Here is an 18,573-nt window from a genome sequence, read left to right on the forward strand (position 1 = left end):
TTGTTGACGACGTTGAAGATCACCGGCGCGCGATAGACGGTCGCGAAGGTCAGCGCGGAGTGGAAGTCGCCCTCGGCGGTTGAGCCCTCCCCGCACCACGTCGCGGCGATCCGCGTGTCGCCCTTCGACGCCGATGCCATCGCCCAGCCGACCGCCTGCGGATATTGCGTCGTCAGATTGCCCGAGATCGAGAAGAAGCCGAAGCGCTTCTCCGAATACATGATCGGCAATTGCTTGCCCTGCAGCTTGTCGCCGGTGTTCGAATAGATCTGGTTCATCATGTCGACCATCGGGCACCCGCGCGCGATCAACAGCCCCTGCTGGCGATAGGAGGGGAAGCACATGTCCTCGGCATCCAGCGCGTGCGCCGCGGCGACCGCCACCGCCTCCTCGCCGAGCGATTTCATGTAGAAGCTGGTCTTGCCCTGCCGCTGCGCGCGGAACATCCGCTCGTCGAAGGCGCGGACGGTCGCCATATGGCGTAGCATCCGCCGCAGCGTGTCGGGCGACAGTCGCGGGTTCCACGCGCCGACCGCCTGGTTATTTTCGTCGAGGACGCGGACCATCGCATAAGCGAGGTCGGTGAAGTCGCGCGCCGCGTCGGCGGTATCGGGTCGGCGTGCCGCGCCGGCGGGCGGGATCGCGACATCGGTGAAATCCACTGCATCGCCGGGCCGGAATTTGGGTTCGGGGACATGCAGCGACAACGGCGGCAGGTTGCCGCGCGGGTGCTTGATGCCGGGTTCTTCGCCCACGTTTCACTCTCCGTCATGCGCTGCTTGGCACGCAGCACGATTTCAGCCGCTTGTAATATTGTTTCAACGCCAGTCAAAGCCCTTTTGGATGCTCAGCGATGCGACCAGCTAGTCTCGCATCGTGACAGACCATTGACTTGCACCCTCGTTATGGAACAAATTGCGAACGACAATCTGCTGCGGAGTCGTCTTTGTCGTGCCCGAGTCGAGCGTCTGTACCTCCCTGCGCGAGACGCTGCGCTCCCTGTCGGGCGACGGGCACAGCCGTCGGCGCGTGATGCCGTTCGGGGTGCCGGACATCGATTCGCAACTGACCGACGGCGGGCTGCGGCTCGATGCGTTGCACGAGGTCGCGGCGACGACTCCATCGCTGCGCGACGATGCCGCGGCGACGCTGTTCGTCGCAGGTGTCGCGGCGCGGGCGTGGGGGCCGATCCTGTGGGTGGTGCGGCGGCGCGACCTGTTCGCGCCCGCGCTGGCGCAATCCGGTTTGCTGTCGAAGCGCGTGATCCATGCCGAGGCGGACAACGATGCCGGCGTGCTCGCGCTCATGGAGGAAGGATTGCGCCATCCGGCTTTGGGCGCGGTGATCGGCGAAGTCCGCCGCGCCTCCCCCGCCGCGACAAAGCGCGTTCAACTGGCGGCGTCGCGCGGACGGACGGTCGCGCTGCTGCTGAAACGTCCGGCGCGCGAAAGCGGCGATCCGTTCGCGGTGTCGTCACTCGCGGTCACGCGCTGGCGGATCGGAACCGTGCCGATGGTCGGCACCGCACGCCCGCGCTGGGAACTGACGCTCGCGCGGCAGACCGAAGGCGCGCCGTTCACGGCGACCGCGATCGCCTGCGACGACACCGGACGCCTCACGCCCGTGGTCACGCGCCGCGAGCACCGGCGCGCGGTGAACGAGATTTTGCGGGTGATGCCGTCGGCAGAGGAACAGGCGGAGGCGGCTTAATCGCCACCGGCTTCTTCCGTCATCCCGGACTAGATCCGGGATCCCGCTTCTTCTTACGTCGCTAGGAAGCAGCGGGGCCTTGGATCAAGTCCCGGGGCGACGATCCGCGGGGCAGCCGGGCGCCCTCACATTCCTAGTCTCCGCAAAGCCTTGACGCCGGAACACTGATAGGAACAAATAGCGAACACATTGATTGCGAGTCGCCCGTGTCGAGTCCCGTTCCCACCATAGCCGCGCTCCGCGAGAGCTTGCAGGCCATCACGGGCGAGGCGCGCGACCGGCCCATTCTACCGTTCGGCATCGCCGCGCTCGACGATCGGCTCGCCGACCACGGGCTGCGCCGCGATGCGCTCCATGAAGTCGCCTCGCGCGGCGCCGGCTGGGGCGACGATGCCGCCGCGGTGCTGTTCGCCGCCGGGATCGCCGCGCGCACGCACGGCGAGGTTTTGTGGGTCGTGCGCTCGCGCGACCTGTTCGCGCCGGGGCTGTTCCAGGCCGGGCTCGCGCCGTCGCGCGTCGTTTATGCCGAGGCGCGCGACGATGCCGAATTGCTCGCGCTGGTCGAGGAAGGGCTGCGCCATCGCGGGCTCGGTGCGGTGGTCGGCGAGGCGAAGCGTGTCCAGATGGCGCAGGCGCGGCGGCTGCAACTCGCCGCCGAGGCAGGCGGCACCCCCGCGTTGCTGCTGCGCCGCCCCAGTCGCGACGGGACCGATCCGATCACCGCGCCGTCCGCGGCGGTAACGCGCTGGCGGGTGGCGCACGCGCCCTCGTCCGCGGTGCCGTGGGGCGGGATGGGCCGCGCGTGCTGGCACGTCGAATGCGTGCGGCAACGCGGCGGCGATCCGTTCGAACTCTTGGTGGAGGGCTCCGATGAAACGGGTCGCCTCGCTCTACCTGCCCAGCTGGTCGATCGACCGGCTGCGGCGGATCGAGCGCCGCGCCGCGCGGTCGGCTGAGGCCGACGGCCGCGCCGCCTTCGACGCACTGGGCGGCGACGCCGCCGCCGAGCGCGCACAGCATTGTTCGGTGCCGCGCGGCGGCGGCTGGCGCCCCGGCGCGCGCTGGGCACGCACCGATCCCGGCAGCGGGCTCGCCGACACGCGCGATCAGGTCGAGCATGCGGTCGCCAGCCTGCCCACACACCGCCGCCCCGCGCAGCGCGAACTCGGCCGCACCAGTGAGGCCGCCGCCACCCCGTTTCGCGAACTGTCGCGCCGCACCGAGGCCGCCGAGCCGCTGTTCCGCCCCGGCACGCGCGGCTGGCAGGGGGAGGATCTGCAGGCGGCGGTCGAGGCGCTCCCAGCGCATCGCCGCCCGTCGTTGCAGCAATTGTCGCGCAAGACCGAGCTGGTCGACCATCCCTTCCGCCCGATGCCGTCCGACGAATCCGGCCCGGTGCGAACGCGTCGTCCTCATGCGCGCGACGGGCATGGCGGCGAGGCCGGGTATGTCGCCCCACCCAATCTTGCCCAGAGTCTCAAACAGCTGGCCGCGATGCCTGCAGTGCAATTCCCCGGCGAAGGCCCGCACCCCGACAATCACGGCAAGAGCGCGCCGACCGCGCCCGGCTACGGCCACGGCCGCTTCTTCCAGACCGGGCGCACGCTGGCGACGATGGTCGCGCGCGTCTGCGACGACGACGAAGCGGTCCCCATGCTCCCGGCCGCCGACGACCCACCGCTGGTGACGGTGCAGCGCAGCGGCCCGCGTGTCGAGATCGCCGCCGCCAACGCCGCGGCGCGCGCGCTCGGCATCGGCCCCGGCACCGCGCTGACTCTGGCGCGCGCGCAGGTGCCCGGGCTCGACGTGCGCGAGGCCGAGCCCGAGCGCGACGCCGCCGATCTCGCCGCGCTCGCCACATTGCTCGCGCGCCGCTGGGCACCGACCATCGCGGTGTCGGACGCCGATGGCTTGTTCGTCGACCTGACAGGGGTCGCGCATCTCCACGGCGGCGAGACGCGCTTCTGCCGCCGCCTGCTGCGGCTGCTCGCCCGCTACAGCATCGCCGCGCGCGTCGCGGTCGCCGATACGCCGGGCGCGGCCTGGGCGCTGGCGCGGTTCGGCGCGCGCGACGCCGTGCAGATCGTGGCGCCGGGCGGACAAGGCGCGGCGCTGGCACAGCTCCCGGTCGCGGCACTACGCCTCGACACGCCCGCGCTGGAATTGCTCGCGCGGCTCGGCATCGAAGCGATCGGACAGCTCACCGCCCTCCCCCGCGCGCCGCTCGTCCGCCGCTTCGGCCGCGCGATCGCCGACCGCATCGACCAGGCGCTCGGCCACCTGCCCGAACCGTTCGAGCCGATCGTCCCCCCGACCCGCGTCGCGGTCGAGCAGCGTTTCGTCGAGCCGATCGCCACGCCCGAGGCAATCGAACACTGGCTGCGCGAGTTGCTGCAGCGGCTCGCGGTCGCGCTGGCGAAAGCCGGTCAGGGTGCGCGCGCGGTCGAGATGATCGCCGCGCGCGTCGATGGCGTGCCGCAAATCCTGCGACTCGGTTTCGCGCGCCCGACCCGCGACGCGGCCCATATGCTGCGGCTCACGCTGCGCCGCATCGAGGAAATCGAGCCCGGCTATGGCATCGATGGCATCGCACTGATCGTGCGCCGCGCCGATCCGCTCGGCGCCGAGACATTGGCCCCCGCGCTCGCCGACGACGCCGCGCCCGATCTCGCCCCGCTGATCGACGCGCTCATCAACCGCATCGGCGCGAACCGGCTGTGGCGCGTCGCCCCGGTCGAGAGCGACGTCCCCGAACGCTCGTGGACACGCACTGCCCCGCTCGACCTGCCCTCGCGCGAGAAGCGCGCACTCCGCGACGACGACGTCCGCCACCTCGACGCGCGCACCCCCGACCACCCGTGGCACCCGCGCTGGCCGCGCCCGGTGTTGCTGCTGGATCGCCCGGAGCGGATCGACCACGTCCTCGCCGAACTCCCCGACCAGCCGCCGAAGCGTTTCACTTGGCGCGGCGCCACGCACCGCATTGTCCACGCCGAGGGACCGGAGCGCGTCGTGGGCGAATGGTGGCGGCGCGCGCCCGAGCGGATGGCGGTCCGCGACTATTATCGCGTCGAGGACGACACCGGGCAACGCTTCTGGCTGTTCCGCCGCGGCGACGGGATGCGCAGCGAAACCGGCGACTTGAGCTGGTTCCTGCATGGACTGGGCAATTGAGCAGCCAATCCGTCATTGCGAGCGCAGCGACGCAATCCAGGGCGTCCTGGTCCGGCTCTGGATTGCTTCGCTCCGCTCGCAATGACGAACGGAAGCGGCCATGACCTATGCCGAACTTCAGGTCGCGACGCACTTCTGCTTCCTGCGCGGCGTGTCGTCGTGCGAGGAACTGTTCACCACAGCCTCGGAAATGCGCCTCCCCGCGCTTGGCATCACCGATCGCAATTCGGTCGCCGGGATCGTCCGCGCGATGGTCGCCGCCGAACAGACCTCGGCGCAGGGCCATCCGGTGCGGATGGTCGCCGGCTGCCGGCTCGATCTCGTCACCGGCGCATCGCTGCTCGTCTGGCCGCAGGACCTCGCCGCCTGGAGTGGCCTCACCCGGCTGCTGACGATCGGCAAGGCGCGCGCCCGCCCGCAACATGGCGAGAAAGGCCGCTGCTTCCTGCACTGGGAAGATGTCGCCGCGCACGCCGCCGGACTGGTCGCCGCGCTCGTCCCCGGCGGGGATGGCGCGGACGAAGGCGAATTGCGCTGGATGGCCGACCTGTTCAGTGCCGCTACCGGCGACCCGCGCGGGCACGTCTGCCTGACGCAGCGCCGCCGCCCCGATGACGCGCGCCGGCTGTACGAGGCCGCCGCCGCCGCGCGCCGCTACGGGCTGGCGCCGCTCGCGACCGGCGACGTACTTTACCACCATCCCGACAAGCGCATGATCCAGGACGTCGTCACCGCGATCCGCGAAAAGACCACGATCGACGCGCTCGGGCTGCGCCGCGAACGCTCCGCCGACCGCTGCCTCCACCCCCCGCACGAAATGGAACGCCGCTTCGCGCGCTTCCCCGACGCGCTCGCCGCGGTCGCGGCGGTAGTTGAGCGCTGCACCTTCTCGCCGCGGGACCTGCGCGACCAATATCTCTACCCCGAAGAGAAAGTGATGGCCGGGCAGACCCCGCAACAGGCGCTGGAAAAGCTCGCCACCCGCGCCCTCGACCGGCGCTTCGACGGCGCGGTGCCGCAGGAATATCGCGTGCTGCTCGCCAAGGAACTCGCGCTGGTCGCGCGGCTCAACTACGCCGCCTATTTCCTCACCGTCCATTCGATCGTCGAGTTCGCGCGCAGCCAGGACATATTGTGTCAGGGGCGCGGGTCGGCGGCCAATTCGGTGATCTGTTTCGTGCTCGGCATCACCTCGATCGACCCGATCGTCCACCAATTATTGTTCGAGCGCTTCCTGTCCGAAAGCCGCGCCGAGCCGCCCGATATCGACATCGATTTCGAACATGAGCGGCGCGAGGAAGTGATCCAGTGGATCTACGAAACCTACGGCCACGACCATGCCGCGCTGACCGCGGTGGTCAGCCGCTTTCGCGCGCGCGGCGCGGTGCGCGAGGTCGGCAAGGTGCTCGGCCTGCCCGAGGACATGACCGCCGCGCTCGCCGGACAGGTGTGGGGCTGGTCGGAAGAAGGCGTCGCCGACCGGCATGTCGATGCGCTCAACCTCGATCGCGGCGACCCGCGGCTCGCGCTCACGCTGGAACTGGCGCGCGAATTGATCGGCACACCGCGGCATCTGTCGCAGCATCCCGGCGGCTTCGTGCTGACCCGCGACCGGCTCGATGCGCTCGTCCCGATCGAGCCCGCCGCGATGGCCGATCGCCGCGTGATCGAATGGGAAAAGGAGGATGTCGAGGAAGCGGGGATGATGAAGGTCGACATCCTCGGGCTCGGGATGCTCGGCTGCATGCGCCGCGCCTTCGACCTGCTCGCGCGCCACAAGAATTTGCACCTGACGCTCGACCATCCCGATTTGCAGACCGACGATCCGGCGACCTTCGCGATGATCCAGAAGGCCGATACGCTCGGCGTCTTCCAGATCGAAAGCCGCGCGCAGATGGCGATGCTGCCGCGGATGCTGCCGGTCAATTTCTACGACATCGCGATCCAGGTCGCGATCGTCCGCCCCGGCCCGATCCAGGGCGACATGGTCCACCCCTATCTCAAGCGCCGCGAACAGAAGCGCCGCAACCCCGCGATCGAGTTCGACTATCCGTCGCCCGAGCTGAAGGCGGTGCTCGGCAAGACGTTCGGCGTGCCGCTGTTTCAGGAACAGGCGATGAAGGTCGCGATTGAGGGTGCGGGCTTCACCCCGGCGCGCGCCGACGAATTGCGCAAGGCGATGGCGACCTTCAAATACACGCAGGGCGTCGGGCAGTTCAAAGCCGAGCTGATCGAGGGCATGGCGAAGAAAGGCATTGGCCCCGACTTCGCCGAACGGCTGGTCAAGCAGATCGAGGGGTTCGGCTCGTACGGCTTTCCCGAAAGCCACGCCGCGTCCTTCGCCAAGATCGCCTATGCGTCGAGCTGGATGAAATGCCACCACCCCGACGTGTTCTGCTGCGCCTTGCTCAACGCACAGCCGATGGGCTTCTACGCGCCGGCGCAGATCGTCCGCGACGCGCGCGAGCATGGCGTCGTGATCCGCCCGGTCTGCGTCGTCGACAGCGACTGGGACACGCGACTGGTCGATGAGGGCGACGCCGCGCGGCTGCCGCTGCGGCTGGGCCTGAAGATCGTCCACGGCGTGTCGATGATCCATGTCGCGCGGATCATCGCCGCGCGCGCCGAAGCGCCGTTCCGCTCGGTCGAGGATCTGTGGCGCCGCTCGGGCGTGCCGCTCGCGACGCTGGAGAAACTCGCCAAGGCCGACGGCTTCCACGCGCTCGGGCTCGACCGGCGACAGGCGTTATGGGCGATCCGCGGGCTGGGCGAGACGCCGCTGCCCTTGCTGGAGGCGGCCGAGCGCCGCGAACCGCCGGTCAGCCTCGTCCCGCTGACCGCCGGGCGCGAAGTGGTCGAGGATTATCGCGCGACGCAGCTCACGCTGCGTGAACATCCGCTGTTCTTCCTGCGCGACCGGCTCGCTGACCAGCGCGTGATCCCGTGCGCGCAGCTCAAGGAAACGCGCGACGGCCGCCGCGTCGAGGTCGCGGGGATCATCCTCGTCCGCCAGAAACCGGGCTCGGCGAAGGGCGTTCTGTTCATCACCATCGAGGATGAAACCGGGGTCGCCAATATCATCCTGTGGCCCGACCGGTTCGAGGCGCAGCGCACCGTCGTCATGTCCTCGGCAATGATCGGCGTCACCGGTGTCGTCCAGCGCGAGGGCGAGGTGATCCACGTCATCGCCGATCGCATCCACGATCGCACCGCGATGCTGCGCGACGTCGGCGACATCGACCTGCCGCGCCTCACCAGTCGCGGCGACGGCGCGACCCACCCCGGCGCGCCCGACCGCGGCGATCCCGGCTGGAAGACGCGCGTGCGCAGCGACTATCACCCGCCGTTTCGAAACGGCTGCGATCCCGAGGACGTCATCCCGATCCGAAGCCATGATTTCCATTAGGTTGGTTCTGACGTGGGGGCGAGGACGCCCGGCTGCGACGGGACGGATTGTAATGAATTGCGCTAACATTTGTGTGGAAGTTCATCCATCCCAGCCACATGCCGACGTCTGTTTATCAACTGGTATACATCAGCCGCGCCACCCGGCCGCTCGACGACGCAGAGCTTGGCCGGCTGGCGACCGACGCGAAGCGCTTCAACGACGGGCATGCCATCACCGGCCTGCTGCTCCACGACGGCGGCCGCTTCATCCAGGCGCTTGAAGGACGCCGCACATCCGTGGAAACGGTGATGGAACGGATCGTCCGCGATCGCCGGCACGATTCGATCGCCTATATCGAACGGCGCCCGGTGCCCGCGCGGCAATTCGGCGGCTGGAGCATGGACGTGCGCCGCATCCACGATCGGCACGGCGCGCAGACGTTCCTGACCGACCTGAAGCAGACGCTGGCGCCCGTCGACGACCATCGGCTGGTCGCCGCGTTCATCGGCTTTGCGATGCTCGGCCACCCCGGGCTGCGCACGCGTCGCGCGCACCCCGGCACCTGAACGGCTCAGCCGACCGTCTGCTCGATCGTCCCGAAGATCGGATGGTGGCGATCGTCCTCCATCCAGATCCGCACCGTGTCGCCGACGCCAAGATACGGCGTCTGCGCCGCCCCGCTCCGGATCGTCTCGACCGTGCGCAATTCGGCGAGACACGAATAACCGACGCCGCCATCGGCGATCGGTCGCCCCGGCCCGCCGTCGGCGTCGCGATTCGAGACGGTGCCCGATCCCACGATCGTCCCCGCGCCCAGCGCACGCGTCTTCGCGGCGTGCGCGATCAGCGTGCCGAAGTCGAAGGTCATGTCCTCGCCCGCCTCGGCGCGACCGAACGGTGCGCCATTCACCTCGACCAGCAAGCGGCGGTGCAGCTTCCCGTCGCGCCACCACGCGCCCAGCGCCTCGGGCGTCACGAACACCGGCGAGAAGGCCGACGCCGGCTTGGACTGCACGAACCCGAATCCCTTGGCGAGTTCGTCCGGGATCAGGTTGCGCAGCGACACGTCGTTGGTCAGCCCGACCAGCCGGATCGCGCCCAGCGCCTGTTCGCGCGTCGCGCCCAGGGGCACGTCGCCGGTGACGACCACCACCTCGCCCTCCAGATCGCAGCCCCAGTCCTCGTCCGCGAGCGGGATCGCGTCGCGCGCGCCCAGGAACGCGTCCGATCCGCCCTGATACATCAGCGGATCGTGCCAGAAGCTGTCGGGCAATTCCGCCCCGCGCGCCTGTCGCACCAGCGCGACATGGTTCACGTACGCCGACCCGTCGAGCCACTGATAAGCGCGCGGCAGCGGCGCGGCCGCGTCATGTTCGTGGAAACGTTCGCGCGGGATCGCCTCGTTGCGCAGGTCGACCGCCAGCAGCTCGAGCGCGGGCGCGACGGTCGCCCAGTCGTCGAGCGCGGCCTGCAGCGTCGCGCAGATATGCCCGGCATCGGCATACCAGGCCAGATCGTCCGACACGACGACCAGGCGACCGTCGCGCCCCTGCTTCAGACTGGCGAGTTTCATGCGCTACCTCTCCTTGTTCGGCCCGAGTGTAACGAGCCCGCGGGCACCCCGCTACAGCCGCCGCAGCAACAATGTCGCACGCCCGATCACCGCGATCTCGTCGGGCAAGACGCGCTCGACCGGCCATAACGGATTGTCGCTGCGGATCTCGATCGCGCCCGCCGCCGGCACCAGCCGCTTGACCACCACCGCCTCCCCGCGCCGCACGACATAGATGCCGCCGCCCGACGCCACCCGCCGCGCCCGCGCATCGACCAGCAACCGGTCGCCGTCCTTCAACGTCGGCGCCATCGAGTCACCCGTCACCGCAATCACCGACGCCGCCTCCGGCGCCACCCCAGCGCCGCGCAATGCCGCGCGCGGTAACCGCTCTCGGCGCAGCACCTGCTCGTCGGGTATCTGCCCCGCTCCCGCCGCCGCCTGCACCGCGAGCCACGGCACCGCCACATCCTCGCTCACCGGCGGTGGCGCACCCAGCAGCGCCTCGTCGATCGCAAGAAAGTCGGCGAGCATCCGCCGCTCGCGCTCGGGCAGCACGCGCGGCGAACCGCGGTTCACGAACTGCCCCAGATACGCCTGATTGCGCCCCAGCATCCGCGACAGTGCCGACAGCGCCACCCCCCGCCCGCGCGCCGCCGCCGCAAGTGCCTGTTGTGGCGTCTCGTTCATCGCACAACCCTAACCTGAGGATTTTTCCTCGACAAGCAGAACAAAACGGAACATATGGCGAACACAGAGTCGGAGTGAGAGTCCATGTGCCTGTTGAACGATATCGACGTCTATTTACGACGGACCGGCGTGGCGGAGACCACGTTCGGGCGGCGCGCCGTCAACGATCCGCGGCTGGTCCGCGACCTGCGCCGTGGGCGCGTGCCGGGGCCGTCGCTGCGCGCGCGCGTCGAGGCGATCCTGTCGGCACGCCCGTCATGAGCGCGGCGCAATTCGAGCGCGCAGTGGCGCGGGCGGCAGCGCGTGGCGGCGTGTCGCTGGCGGTGGAACATCACCGTGAAATCGCATGGCACAGCGCCACCTTCTCGGGTGCGCGCCATCATGTGATCGCGAGTGCGACGGACGACGAGACGCTCGACGCGTGGCTAGCGACCCTCGATCGTGTCGATCTCGGCTTGCCAGGGCAGATGCTCGCCGATCTGCGTGTCGCGGTTCGCGAACCCTATGGCGACCGCGTCATGCTGCGACTGGAGGGCGTGACGGTGGCGTGCGACCTCAGCGCGCCGGAATGCGGTGCAGCGTCCGCTCGAGAAGGAGTGGGTCGACGAACGCCGCCGCCGACACCGGCTTGACCGCGGTGCACCGGCGCAGCGCACCCGGATCGAACGCGCTGAGCGGCAGGCTCAGGTCGCGCGGCAATGGGCGTTCGGGCGGCGGCGCCATCCACGCGCACGGCGCGGCGCCTCCGGCCGCGGTCACGCGCTCGACGCGCCGCCGGCCCAGCCGCGACACCGCGGCACGCATGGTATCGAGCACGCCGGAACTGCGCGCGGACGGCGAGAGGTGCAGGGTGTCGTCGAACATGCCCGCGGTGTAGCGGAGCAATCGTAAGTCTATGGTAAACGCCGCCGTAGGTATATCGCGGCATGAACAAGGGGCACGCCGTCGCAATCTCGCCGGCGTGCCCCTTCTTCCGTCAGTCGGCGTCGGCGAGTTCTTCGGTCAGCGCATCGATGATCGCCTTGTTGAACGCGGGGATATCGTCGGGCTTGCGGCTGGTGATCAGATTGTCGTCGATGACCACCTCCTCGTCTTCCACTTCCGCCCCGGCGTTCGCCAGATCGGTGCGGATCGAGACGAAGCCCGTCACGCGCCGTCCGTCGATCACGTCCGCCTCGGCGAGCAGCCACGGCGCGTGGCAGATCGCGGCGACGATCTTGTCCTCGTCCATGAATTGCTGGACGATCTCGATCGCCAGATCCTCGACGCGCAGCTTGTCGGGATTCGCAACCCCGCCCGGCAGCACCAGTGCGTCGTAATCGTCGACCTCGACCTCCTCCAGCGTCAGGTCGGGCGTGGCGGTTTCCGCCTTGTTGATATCGCCCTTCATTCCCTGGATCGGGTCACGCTTGATCGAGGCGAGCTTCACCGTTGCGCCCGCCGCCTCCAGTGCCTTGCGCGGCTCGAACAGTTCCACGGTTTCGAACCCGTCGGCAGCGATCATCAGCACGCGGGCTTGCGACAAATCGGCCATGTCAGTCTCCTGCTGGAAAGGAAGTGTTCCGGCGCTCCAACCCCTCGCGTGCGCTGCCCGTTCCGGGAACGATGCGCGGGTCTTACGCATTTCAAATTCCGGGTCACAGCACCGCGGAAGGGCACAGGTGGCAGGGAATATCGTTTTCTTTGAGGATGATACGGCGGGTATTACGCGCAAACGCACGCGTCACGATGCCTGGGCCTATTATGATGTGAGCGGCAAACGGATTACCGATCGCGACGAAATCGACCGGCTGAACGCGATCGGCCTCCCTCCGGCCTACACCGATGCATGGTTCTGCCCTGATCCCGAAGGCCATATCCAGGCGTTCGGGTGGGACGAAAAGGGCCGCAAGCAATATCGCTATCACCTCGGGTTCCGCGCGCAGCAGGAGGCCGCCAAATACGATCTCTGCGCGCCGTTCGGCCGTGCGTTGACCAAGTTGCGCGCGCGGGTCGAGGCCGATCTCGAACGCCGCCGCCATACCAAGGAACGCACCGTCGCCGCGGTGGTCAAGCTGCTCGACGTCGCCGCGCTACGTATCGGTAACGAGACCTATGCGAAGACGAACAAGAGCTTCGGGCTGACCACGCTGCGTGACCGCCATGCGCAGATCAGCGGCAGCACGCTGAAGCTGGAATACAAGGCGAAGTCGGGGAAGATCCGCAAGCTGAAGATCACCGACGGCAGTCTCGCGCGCTTCGTCAAGAAGTGTCAGGACTTGCCCGGGCAGAAGCTGTTCCAGTACGTCGGCGACGATGGCGAGCCCCATGCGGTGACCTCGTCCGACGTGAACGCCTATCTTCGCGCGGCGATGGGCGACGGCTTCACCGCCAAACATTTCCGCACCTGGGGCGCGAGCGTCGTCGCGTTCGAAGCGCTGATCGAGGCCGAAGCGCCGATCGGGCTCAAGGCGATGCTCGAACCGGTCGTCGCGCACCTCGGCAACACCCCCGCCATCGCGCGCAAATCCTACGTCCACCCGGCGTTGATCGAACTTGGCAAGGATAAGGCCGCGCAGGCCGCGTTTCGCCAGTCGTTGCGGCTGCCGCGATCGACGCACTATCTGACGCGCACCGAGCGGGGGCTGATCGCCTTCCTCGAAGCCTGCGGTGCCTGCGAGTTGAAAGCCGCCTGACATGAGCAATACCAGTGCCGCCGCCGCCCGAAAGGCGGCGTTCGATACCGAACGCGTCGGGGAGCAGGCCGGCGCGCTGCTCCACTCCAGCGTCATCTGGTTGCAGCAGCATTGGCTGCAAATCCTGATCGCCGTTGGGATCGGCGTCGCGATCGCGTTGCTGCTGTTCTGGGTGCGCGCGTTCGGGCCGCGGCTGGCGCGGCGCAGCGCCTCGGGCAAGGGCTGGGCAGCGGTACTCGGCCGCGCGATCGAGCGGACCAACGCCTTCTTCATCATCATGCTCTCGGCCAAGCTGGTCGATGGCTATGCCGCCACCCCGGCCGACCTCGACAAGACGATCACCTTCCTGTTCACCGTCGCGGCGGTGTTCCAGGCGGCGATCTGGGCGCGCGAGCTGATCCTCGGCGCGATCGAGCACCGCACCCGCGACGAACATTATTCGGGCGAGGCGCTGATGAGCGCGATGGGGCTGATTCGCCTGCTCGTCAGCTTCGCGGTCTTCGCGATCGCGCTGGTCGTCGTGCTCAGCAATCTTGGCGTCAACGTCACTGGGCTGGTCGCCGGACTTGGCGTCGGCGGCATCGCGATCGGCCTGGCGGCGCAGGGCATCTTCGCCGACCTGTTTGCGGCGCTCGCGATCATCTTCGACCGCCCGTTCCGCCGCGGCGACAAGGTCAGCTACGGCACCACCAGCGGCGTGATCGAGGCGATCGGGCTGAAGTCGACGCGCATCCGCGCCTTTACCGGCGAGCTGCGGATCATCTCCAACCGCAACCTGCTCGACAAGGAAATCCAGAACACGTCGCAGCGCGACCATATCCGCGTGTCGTACACGATCGGCGTTGCCTACGAGACACCGCCCGACACGCTGGAGCGCATCCCCGCGATCCTGACCGAACTGGTCGAGGCGGAGGGAGCCACGGTGGCGCGCGCCGGCTTCGAATCGTTCGGCGCGTCGAGCCTCGACTTCGCGCTTCAGGTCGACACGCCGGGCGACGACTGGCCGACTGCACATGCCACCCGCAACCGCCTGCTCGTCGCGATCATCCGCCGCTTCGCGCAGGAGGGGATAGCGATCCCGTATCCGACGCAGACCACCTACACCGCCGCACCCGACGGCACATTGGTGATGCCCTATGCGGAGCCGCCGCACCTCCCAAAAGCTTGACCGTCGCCCCTGCGCAGGCAGGAGCCCATGTCTGCCGAATGCGTAAGGACGGTCTGACACACGGCACGTCGCGCCTGTGTCAGATGATTCGAACGACGACACAGAGATAGGCCCCTGCCTTCGCAGGGGCGACGGCAGGCTTGGTAACGCCATCCCTCATGCCCGTCATTCCCGCGCAGGCGGGAATCCAGAACCTTCGACGTGGCAGCTCTTGCCGAGACCCGCGCGTCGGGAGTCCCGCCGGCGCGAGAATGACGGTATAGGTTACCCTCTGCCCCGCCCCCCAAAAGCCCCACTCCCCACCCGCAAACGCAAAGTTGCTGGCACAAACCCGCGTCCGCTCTCACCTCGGCACGATGAAGAAACCCTCCTTCACGGTGCAGGTGTTCGCCGGCATGGCGATCGGCGTCGCCCTCGGCTTCGTGGCGCGCACCGCCCCCGATGGCGCGCTGGCCGAGACGTTGCGCCTTACCGGCGAGAGCTTCGTCAAATTGCTCAAGGCGCTGGTCGTGCCGCTCGTCTTCACCGCGCTGGTCGCGTCGGTCGCGGCGTTGCGCGATCTCGGCAATGCCGCGCGTCTGGTCGGCCAGACGTTGCTGTGGTTCGCGATCACCGCGCTGATCGCGGTCGCGATCGGGCTGACGCTCGGCACGATCCTCCAGCCGGGCGCACACGCCGGCGTCGCTGCCGCCAGCGCGGTCGCGCCGGGCACCACCGGCTCGTGGCTTGATTTCCTGCGCGGGCTGGTCCCCGGCAATGTCCTCGGGCTGGAGGCGTCCACCAAGCTCAAGGAGGGCGTGGCCACCACCGGCATCTCGTTCAACGTCCTGCAACTGATCGTCGTCGCGATCGCGGTCGGCGCGGCGGCGGTGAAGGTCGGGACGGCGGGCGAGGCGTTCCTGTCGGTCAACGCCTCGTTACTGACGATCTTCCGCCAATTGCTCCGCTGGGTGGTGCGGCTCACGCCGATCGGCACCGCCGGGCTGATCGGCACCGCGATCGTCCGCTACGGCTGGTCCTCGCTCGCCGCGCTCGGCAGTTTCGCGGGCGCGGTCTATCTTGGGCTCGCGTTGGTGCTGTTCGGGGTCTATCCCGCATTGCTCGCCGCCAATCGCCTGTCGCCGCGCCGCTTCTTCGCGACCGCCTGGCCCGCGATCCAGCTCGGCTTCGTTTCGCGCTCGTCGATCGCGACGCTGCCGGTCACCGAGGATGTCGCCGAGAAGGCAGGGGTTCCGCGCGACTATGCCGCCTTCGCGGTCCCCTTCGCCGCGACGACCAAGATGGACGGCTGCGCGGCGATCTACCCGGCGGTATCGGCGCTGTTCGTCGCGCAATATTACGGCATTGCGCTCCATGCGCCGGACTATGTGCTGATCGCGCTCGTCTCGGTGATCGGATCGGCCGCGACTGCCGGGCTGACCGGCGCTTTGGTCATGCTGACGCTCACGCTCACCACGCTCGGCCTCCCGCTTGAGGGCGCGGGACTATTGCTCGCAATTGATCCCATCCTCGACATGGGCCGCACTGCGGTGAACGTGGCGGGGCAGATCGTGGTCCCGTTGATCGTGGCACGGCGTGAAAAGCTGCTCGTTCCCGATCCCGGACGCGCCGTAACGCAACCGGCATGAACCCTTCCGTGCCTGCGACGTTCGTGCAGGCAGCTGAAGGAGTAAGATCGAAATAAAAAAGGCCCTGCTAACGGCGCTGGCGATCGCCACCGTCTCCGCCCCGATGGTCGCCGCCCCGTTGGCGGACGCCCAACGCCGCGACCGTGACCGGGATTATCAATGGCATGGCGATCGCGACGACTGGGATGCCTCGCGCGACTATCGCCGCGGTAATTATCGTGAGCGTCGTCTGAGCCGCGAGGATCAGGTTTATCGCGGTCGTGACGGCCGCTCCTACTGCCGCCGCAACGACGGCACCACCGGTCTGGTGGTCGGCGGTGCCGGCGGTGCGCTGCTCGGCAATCTCGTCGGTGGCGGCCTGCTCGGCACCCTGGCGGGCGGCGGCGCGGGTGCGCTGCTGGGTCGCGAGATCGACCGCGGCAAGGTGCGCTGCCGCTAAGGACCACGGTCCGCGCCGGGGCGTATTGCCGGCGCGGACCGACATTTTAGAAGGTCGGGTCCGCCACCCTCCACCTGACACAAAGCTTATTTCATATTTCCGGTCCGCATCCGCTTGCGGGCCGGGTCCCGAAACGCCTAGACAGCCGTGAAAGGTTGGGAGAGGCGCGACGTGACGCTGGACGAAGTGGAGGCTGCGGTCGGGCGCACCAGCGTCTCGGCATGGCTCACGGTCACGCAGACAATGATCGACGCTTTCGCAGCGGCGACGGACGATCGCCAGTTCATCCATACCGACCCTGTTCGCGCTGCGGCGACGCCCTTCGGCACCACGATCGCGCACGGCTTCCTCACCTTATCGCTACTGCCACGCCTGATGGCGGAGACGCCTGACCTGCCGACCGTCGGCAATGCGACGATGCACGTCAATTACGGCGGCAACCGCGTCCGCTTTCTCGCTCCCGTCCCGTCCGGCGCGCGTATCCGCGCGCGGTCGACGCTATTGTCGTTCGAGCAGAAGCGCCCGGGCCAATATCAATCAACCTCCGAGGTCACGATCGAGATCGAAGGGCAGGAAAAGCCCGCGATGCTCGCCGAGTGGATCACCCAAATCTTCGTCTAGGCTGCACTGAAAGGCTTCGTTCCATGCGCTCCGCCGTCATCGTCTCCACCGCCCGCACCCCGATCGGCCGCGCCTATCGCGGCGCGTTTAACAACCTGCCCTCCCCGACGCTCGCCAGCCACGCGATCAAGGCGGCAGTCGAACGCGCCGGGATCGATGGGGCCGAGATTGACGACGTCGTCATCGGCGCCGCGCTCCAGCAGGGGCATCAGGCGACGAACATCGCACGCACCAGCCTGTTGCGCGCCGGGTTGCCGACCAGCGTGCCGGGCATGTCGCTCGACCGGCAATGCGCGTCCGGGCTGATGGCGATCGCGACGGCCGCCAAGCAGATCGTCAGCGACGGGATGCAGATCGCGATCGGCGGCGGGGTCGAGAGCATCAGCATGGTGCAAACCCCCGAGATGCGCGTCGCTCCCGATCCCGAGCTGCTGGCGATGCACGAGGACATCTACATGCCGATGCTCCAGACCGCCGAGATCGTCGCCAAGCGCTACGGCATCACGCGCGAGGCGCAGGACGAATATGGCTATCGCTCGCAGATGCGCACCGCCGAGGCGCAGGCCGCCGGGCGCTTCGATGCCGAGATCGTCCCGGTTACCGCCACCAAGGCGAACGTGAACAAGGAAACCAAGGACGTCTCGCACGAGCAGGTCACGCTGGCGAAGGACGAGGGTAACCGCGCCGACACCACGCTGGAGGGATTGCGCGGGCTGAAGCCGGTGCTCGGGCCGGACCTCAACATTACCGCCGGCAACGCCTCGCAGCTGTCGGACGGCGCCTCGGCCAGCGTGTTGATGGAGGAGAAGCTCGCCGAGCAGCGCGGGCTGGCCCCGCTCGGGCGGTATATGGGCATGGCAGTGGCGGGCACCGCGCCCGACGAGATGGGTATCGGCCCCGTCTTCGCCGTCCCAAAGCTGCTGGAACGCAACGGCCTGACGATGGACGACATCGGCCTGTGGGAGCTGAACGAGGCCTTCGCGGTGCAGGTGCTGTATTGCCGCGACAAGCTCGGCATCCCCGACGAATTGCTCAACGTCAACGGCGGCGCGATTGCGATCGGCCACCCCTATGGCATGTCGGGCGCCCGCATGGTCGGCCACGCGCTGATCGAGGGCAAGCGCCGCGGCGCGAAGCATGTCGTCGTCACGATGTGCGTCGGCGGCGGCATGGGCGCGGCCGGGTTGTTTGAGGTGCTGTGACGTTGAAAATAGCACGAACCGTGCGATGTGGATTGCGTCGGTAACGTTGTTCCGACTTCTGATGAGCCTCGATCGTGCCAGCGGTCGAGGCTCGTTTGGTTTGGGGCCCGGCTGCCAGACGAGGCTTCTGCCCTGTTACTGCCGCCGGGCCGTCTTGAGCATCTTCAACACAAAGGTGGTGCGAATGTCGTGCCTCAACACACACACGCCGGCATAGCTCGCTTCCGTGCTCCTGATCTGGCAGTGGAAATCGTACCGCCTCGGATCATGACGGTCACGAAACGTTCGCGCAACCAACGCCCCCGCCTCACGTTCTCCCGTCGAAC

The 18,573-nt window shown here is 68.4% G+C and carries 18 protein-coding genes; 13 read left to right on the plus strand and 5 right to left on the minus strand.

The features are described from left to right. Window positions 1-755 (minus strand): thiamine pyrophosphate-dependent enzyme (locus tag AADI75_RS07910; RefSeq protein WP_341208492.1); only part of this gene is annotated, 755 nt, incomplete at its 3' end. 196 nt (window positions 756-951) lie between these two features. Here AADI75_RS07910 and AADI75_RS07915 point away from each other — a divergent pair. From AADI75_RS07915 to AADI75_RS07935, 5 genes are all read left to right on the plus strand, one after another. Beyond that, window positions 952-1,710, plus strand: a complete 759-nt coding sequence (locus tag AADI75_RS07915; RefSeq protein WP_341208493.1) for a protein ImuA — start codon at window positions 952-954, stop codon at window positions 1,708-1,710. A 248-nt stretch (window positions 1,711-1,958) separates the two neighbouring features. Further along, entirely contained in the window at window positions 1,959-2,666 is a 708-nt protein-coding gene (locus AADI75_RS07920) for a protein ImuA (protein WP_341208494.1), read from the plus strand. Continuing rightward, window positions 2,581-4,884 (plus strand): DNA polymerase Y family protein, encoded by a 2,304-nt coding sequence (locus AADI75_RS07925; protein WP_341208495.1) that lies wholly within the window; start codon window positions 2,581-2,583, stop codon window positions 4,882-4,884. Before AADI75_RS07920 ends, AADI75_RS07925 begins: the two co-directional genes overlap by 86 nt. A gap of 100 nt (window positions 4,885-4,984) precedes the next feature. Then, on the plus strand, window positions 4,985-8,290 hold the full coding sequence (locus tag AADI75_RS07930; protein ID WP_341208496.1) for an error-prone DNA polymerase: 3,306 nt from the start codon (window positions 4,985-4,987) through the stop codon (window positions 8,288-8,290). 98 nt (window positions 8,291-8,388) lie between these two features. Next, window positions 8,389-8,838, plus strand: a complete 450-nt coding sequence (locus tag AADI75_RS07935) for a BLUF domain-containing protein (protein ID WP_341208497.1) — start codon at window positions 8,389-8,391, stop codon at window positions 8,836-8,838. 5 nt (window positions 8,839-8,843) lie between these two features. Here the strand turns inward: AADI75_RS07935 and AADI75_RS07940 are convergent, their stop codons facing one another. Further along, a complete protein-coding gene (locus tag AADI75_RS07940) occupies window positions 8,844-9,845 on the minus strand; it encodes a fumarylacetoacetate hydrolase family protein (RefSeq protein WP_341208498.1) in 1,002 nt (333 codons plus the stop codon). Between the two features lie 51 nt (window positions 9,846-9,896). Next, window positions 9,897-10,514, minus strand: coding sequence for a S24 family peptidase (locus AADI75_RS07945; protein ID WP_341208499.1), 618 nt, complete (start codon window positions 10,512-10,514; stop codon window positions 9,897-9,899). A gap of 84 nt (window positions 10,515-10,598) precedes the next feature. Here AADI75_RS07945 and AADI75_RS07950 point away from each other — a divergent pair, with 84 nt between their 5' ends. Both AADI75_RS07950 and AADI75_RS07955 read left to right on the plus strand, forming a co-directional pair. Then, entirely contained in the window at window positions 10,599-10,775 is a 177-nt protein-coding gene (locus tag AADI75_RS07950) for a hypothetical protein (RefSeq protein WP_341208500.1), read from the plus strand. After that, on the plus strand, window positions 10,772-11,146 hold the full coding sequence (locus AADI75_RS07955) for a hypothetical protein (protein WP_341208501.1): 375 nt from the start codon (window positions 10,772-10,774) through the stop codon (window positions 11,144-11,146). The genes AADI75_RS07950 and AADI75_RS07955 overlap by 4 nt, the downstream gene beginning before the upstream one ends. Here AADI75_RS07955 and AADI75_RS07960 read toward each other — a convergent pair. Together AADI75_RS07960 and AADI75_RS07965 are read right to left on the minus strand one after the other, a co-directional pair. Next, entirely contained in the window at window positions 11,070-11,378 is a 309-nt protein-coding gene (locus AADI75_RS07960) for a hypothetical protein (protein ID WP_341208502.1), read from the minus strand. The genes AADI75_RS07955 and AADI75_RS07960 overlap by 77 nt on opposite strands. A gap of 112 nt (window positions 11,379-11,490) precedes the next feature. Beyond that, entirely contained in the window at window positions 11,491-12,048 is a 558-nt protein-coding gene (locus tag AADI75_RS07965; protein ID WP_341208503.1) for a type 1 glutamine amidotransferase domain-containing protein, read from the minus strand. A 127-nt stretch (window positions 12,049-12,175) separates the two neighbouring features. On the opposite strand from AADI75_RS07965, the gene AADI75_RS07970 reads away from it, so the two are divergent. The 6 genes from AADI75_RS07970 (at window position 12,176) to AADI75_RS07995 (ending at window position 18,247) form a co-directional block, all read left to right on the plus strand. After that, window positions 12,176-13,189, plus strand: a complete 1,014-nt coding sequence (locus tag AADI75_RS07970) for a DNA topoisomerase IB (protein WP_341208504.1) — start codon at window positions 12,176-12,178, stop codon at window positions 13,187-13,189. A gap of 1 nt (window position 13,190) precedes the next feature. Continuing rightward, window positions 13,191-14,357: a mechanosensitive ion channel family protein gene (locus AADI75_RS07975; RefSeq protein ID WP_341208505.1), complete on the plus strand. Its 1,167-nt coding sequence runs from the start codon at window positions 13,191-13,193 to the stop codon at window positions 14,355-14,357. Between the two features lie 356 nt (window positions 14,358-14,713). Then, entirely contained in the window at window positions 14,714-15,985 is a 1,272-nt protein-coding gene (locus AADI75_RS07980) for a dicarboxylate/amino acid:cation symporter (RefSeq protein WP_341208506.1), read from the plus strand. 52 nt (window positions 15,986-16,037) lie between these two features. Beyond that, window positions 16,038-16,424: a glycine zipper 2TM domain-containing protein gene (locus AADI75_RS07985; RefSeq protein WP_341208541.1), complete on the plus strand. Its 387-nt coding sequence runs from the start codon at window positions 16,038-16,040 to the stop codon at window positions 16,422-16,424. A gap of 171 nt (window positions 16,425-16,595) precedes the next feature. After that, a complete protein-coding gene (locus AADI75_RS07990) occupies window positions 16,596-17,045 on the plus strand; it encodes a MaoC family dehydratase (protein ID WP_341208507.1) in 450 nt (149 codons plus the stop codon). Window positions 17,046-17,068: 23 nt separating this feature from the next. Further along, window positions 17,069-18,247, plus strand: coding sequence for an acetyl-CoA C-acyltransferase (locus AADI75_RS07995; protein ID WP_341208508.1), 1,179 nt, complete (start codon window positions 17,069-17,071; stop codon window positions 18,245-18,247). The last annotated feature ends 326 nt before the right edge of the window (window positions 18,248-18,573 follow it).

Source organism: uncultured Sphingomonas sp. (assembly GCF_964021865.1).
Taxonomy (GTDB): domain Bacteria; phylum Pseudomonadota; class Alphaproteobacteria; order Sphingomonadales; family Sphingomonadaceae; genus Sphingomonas.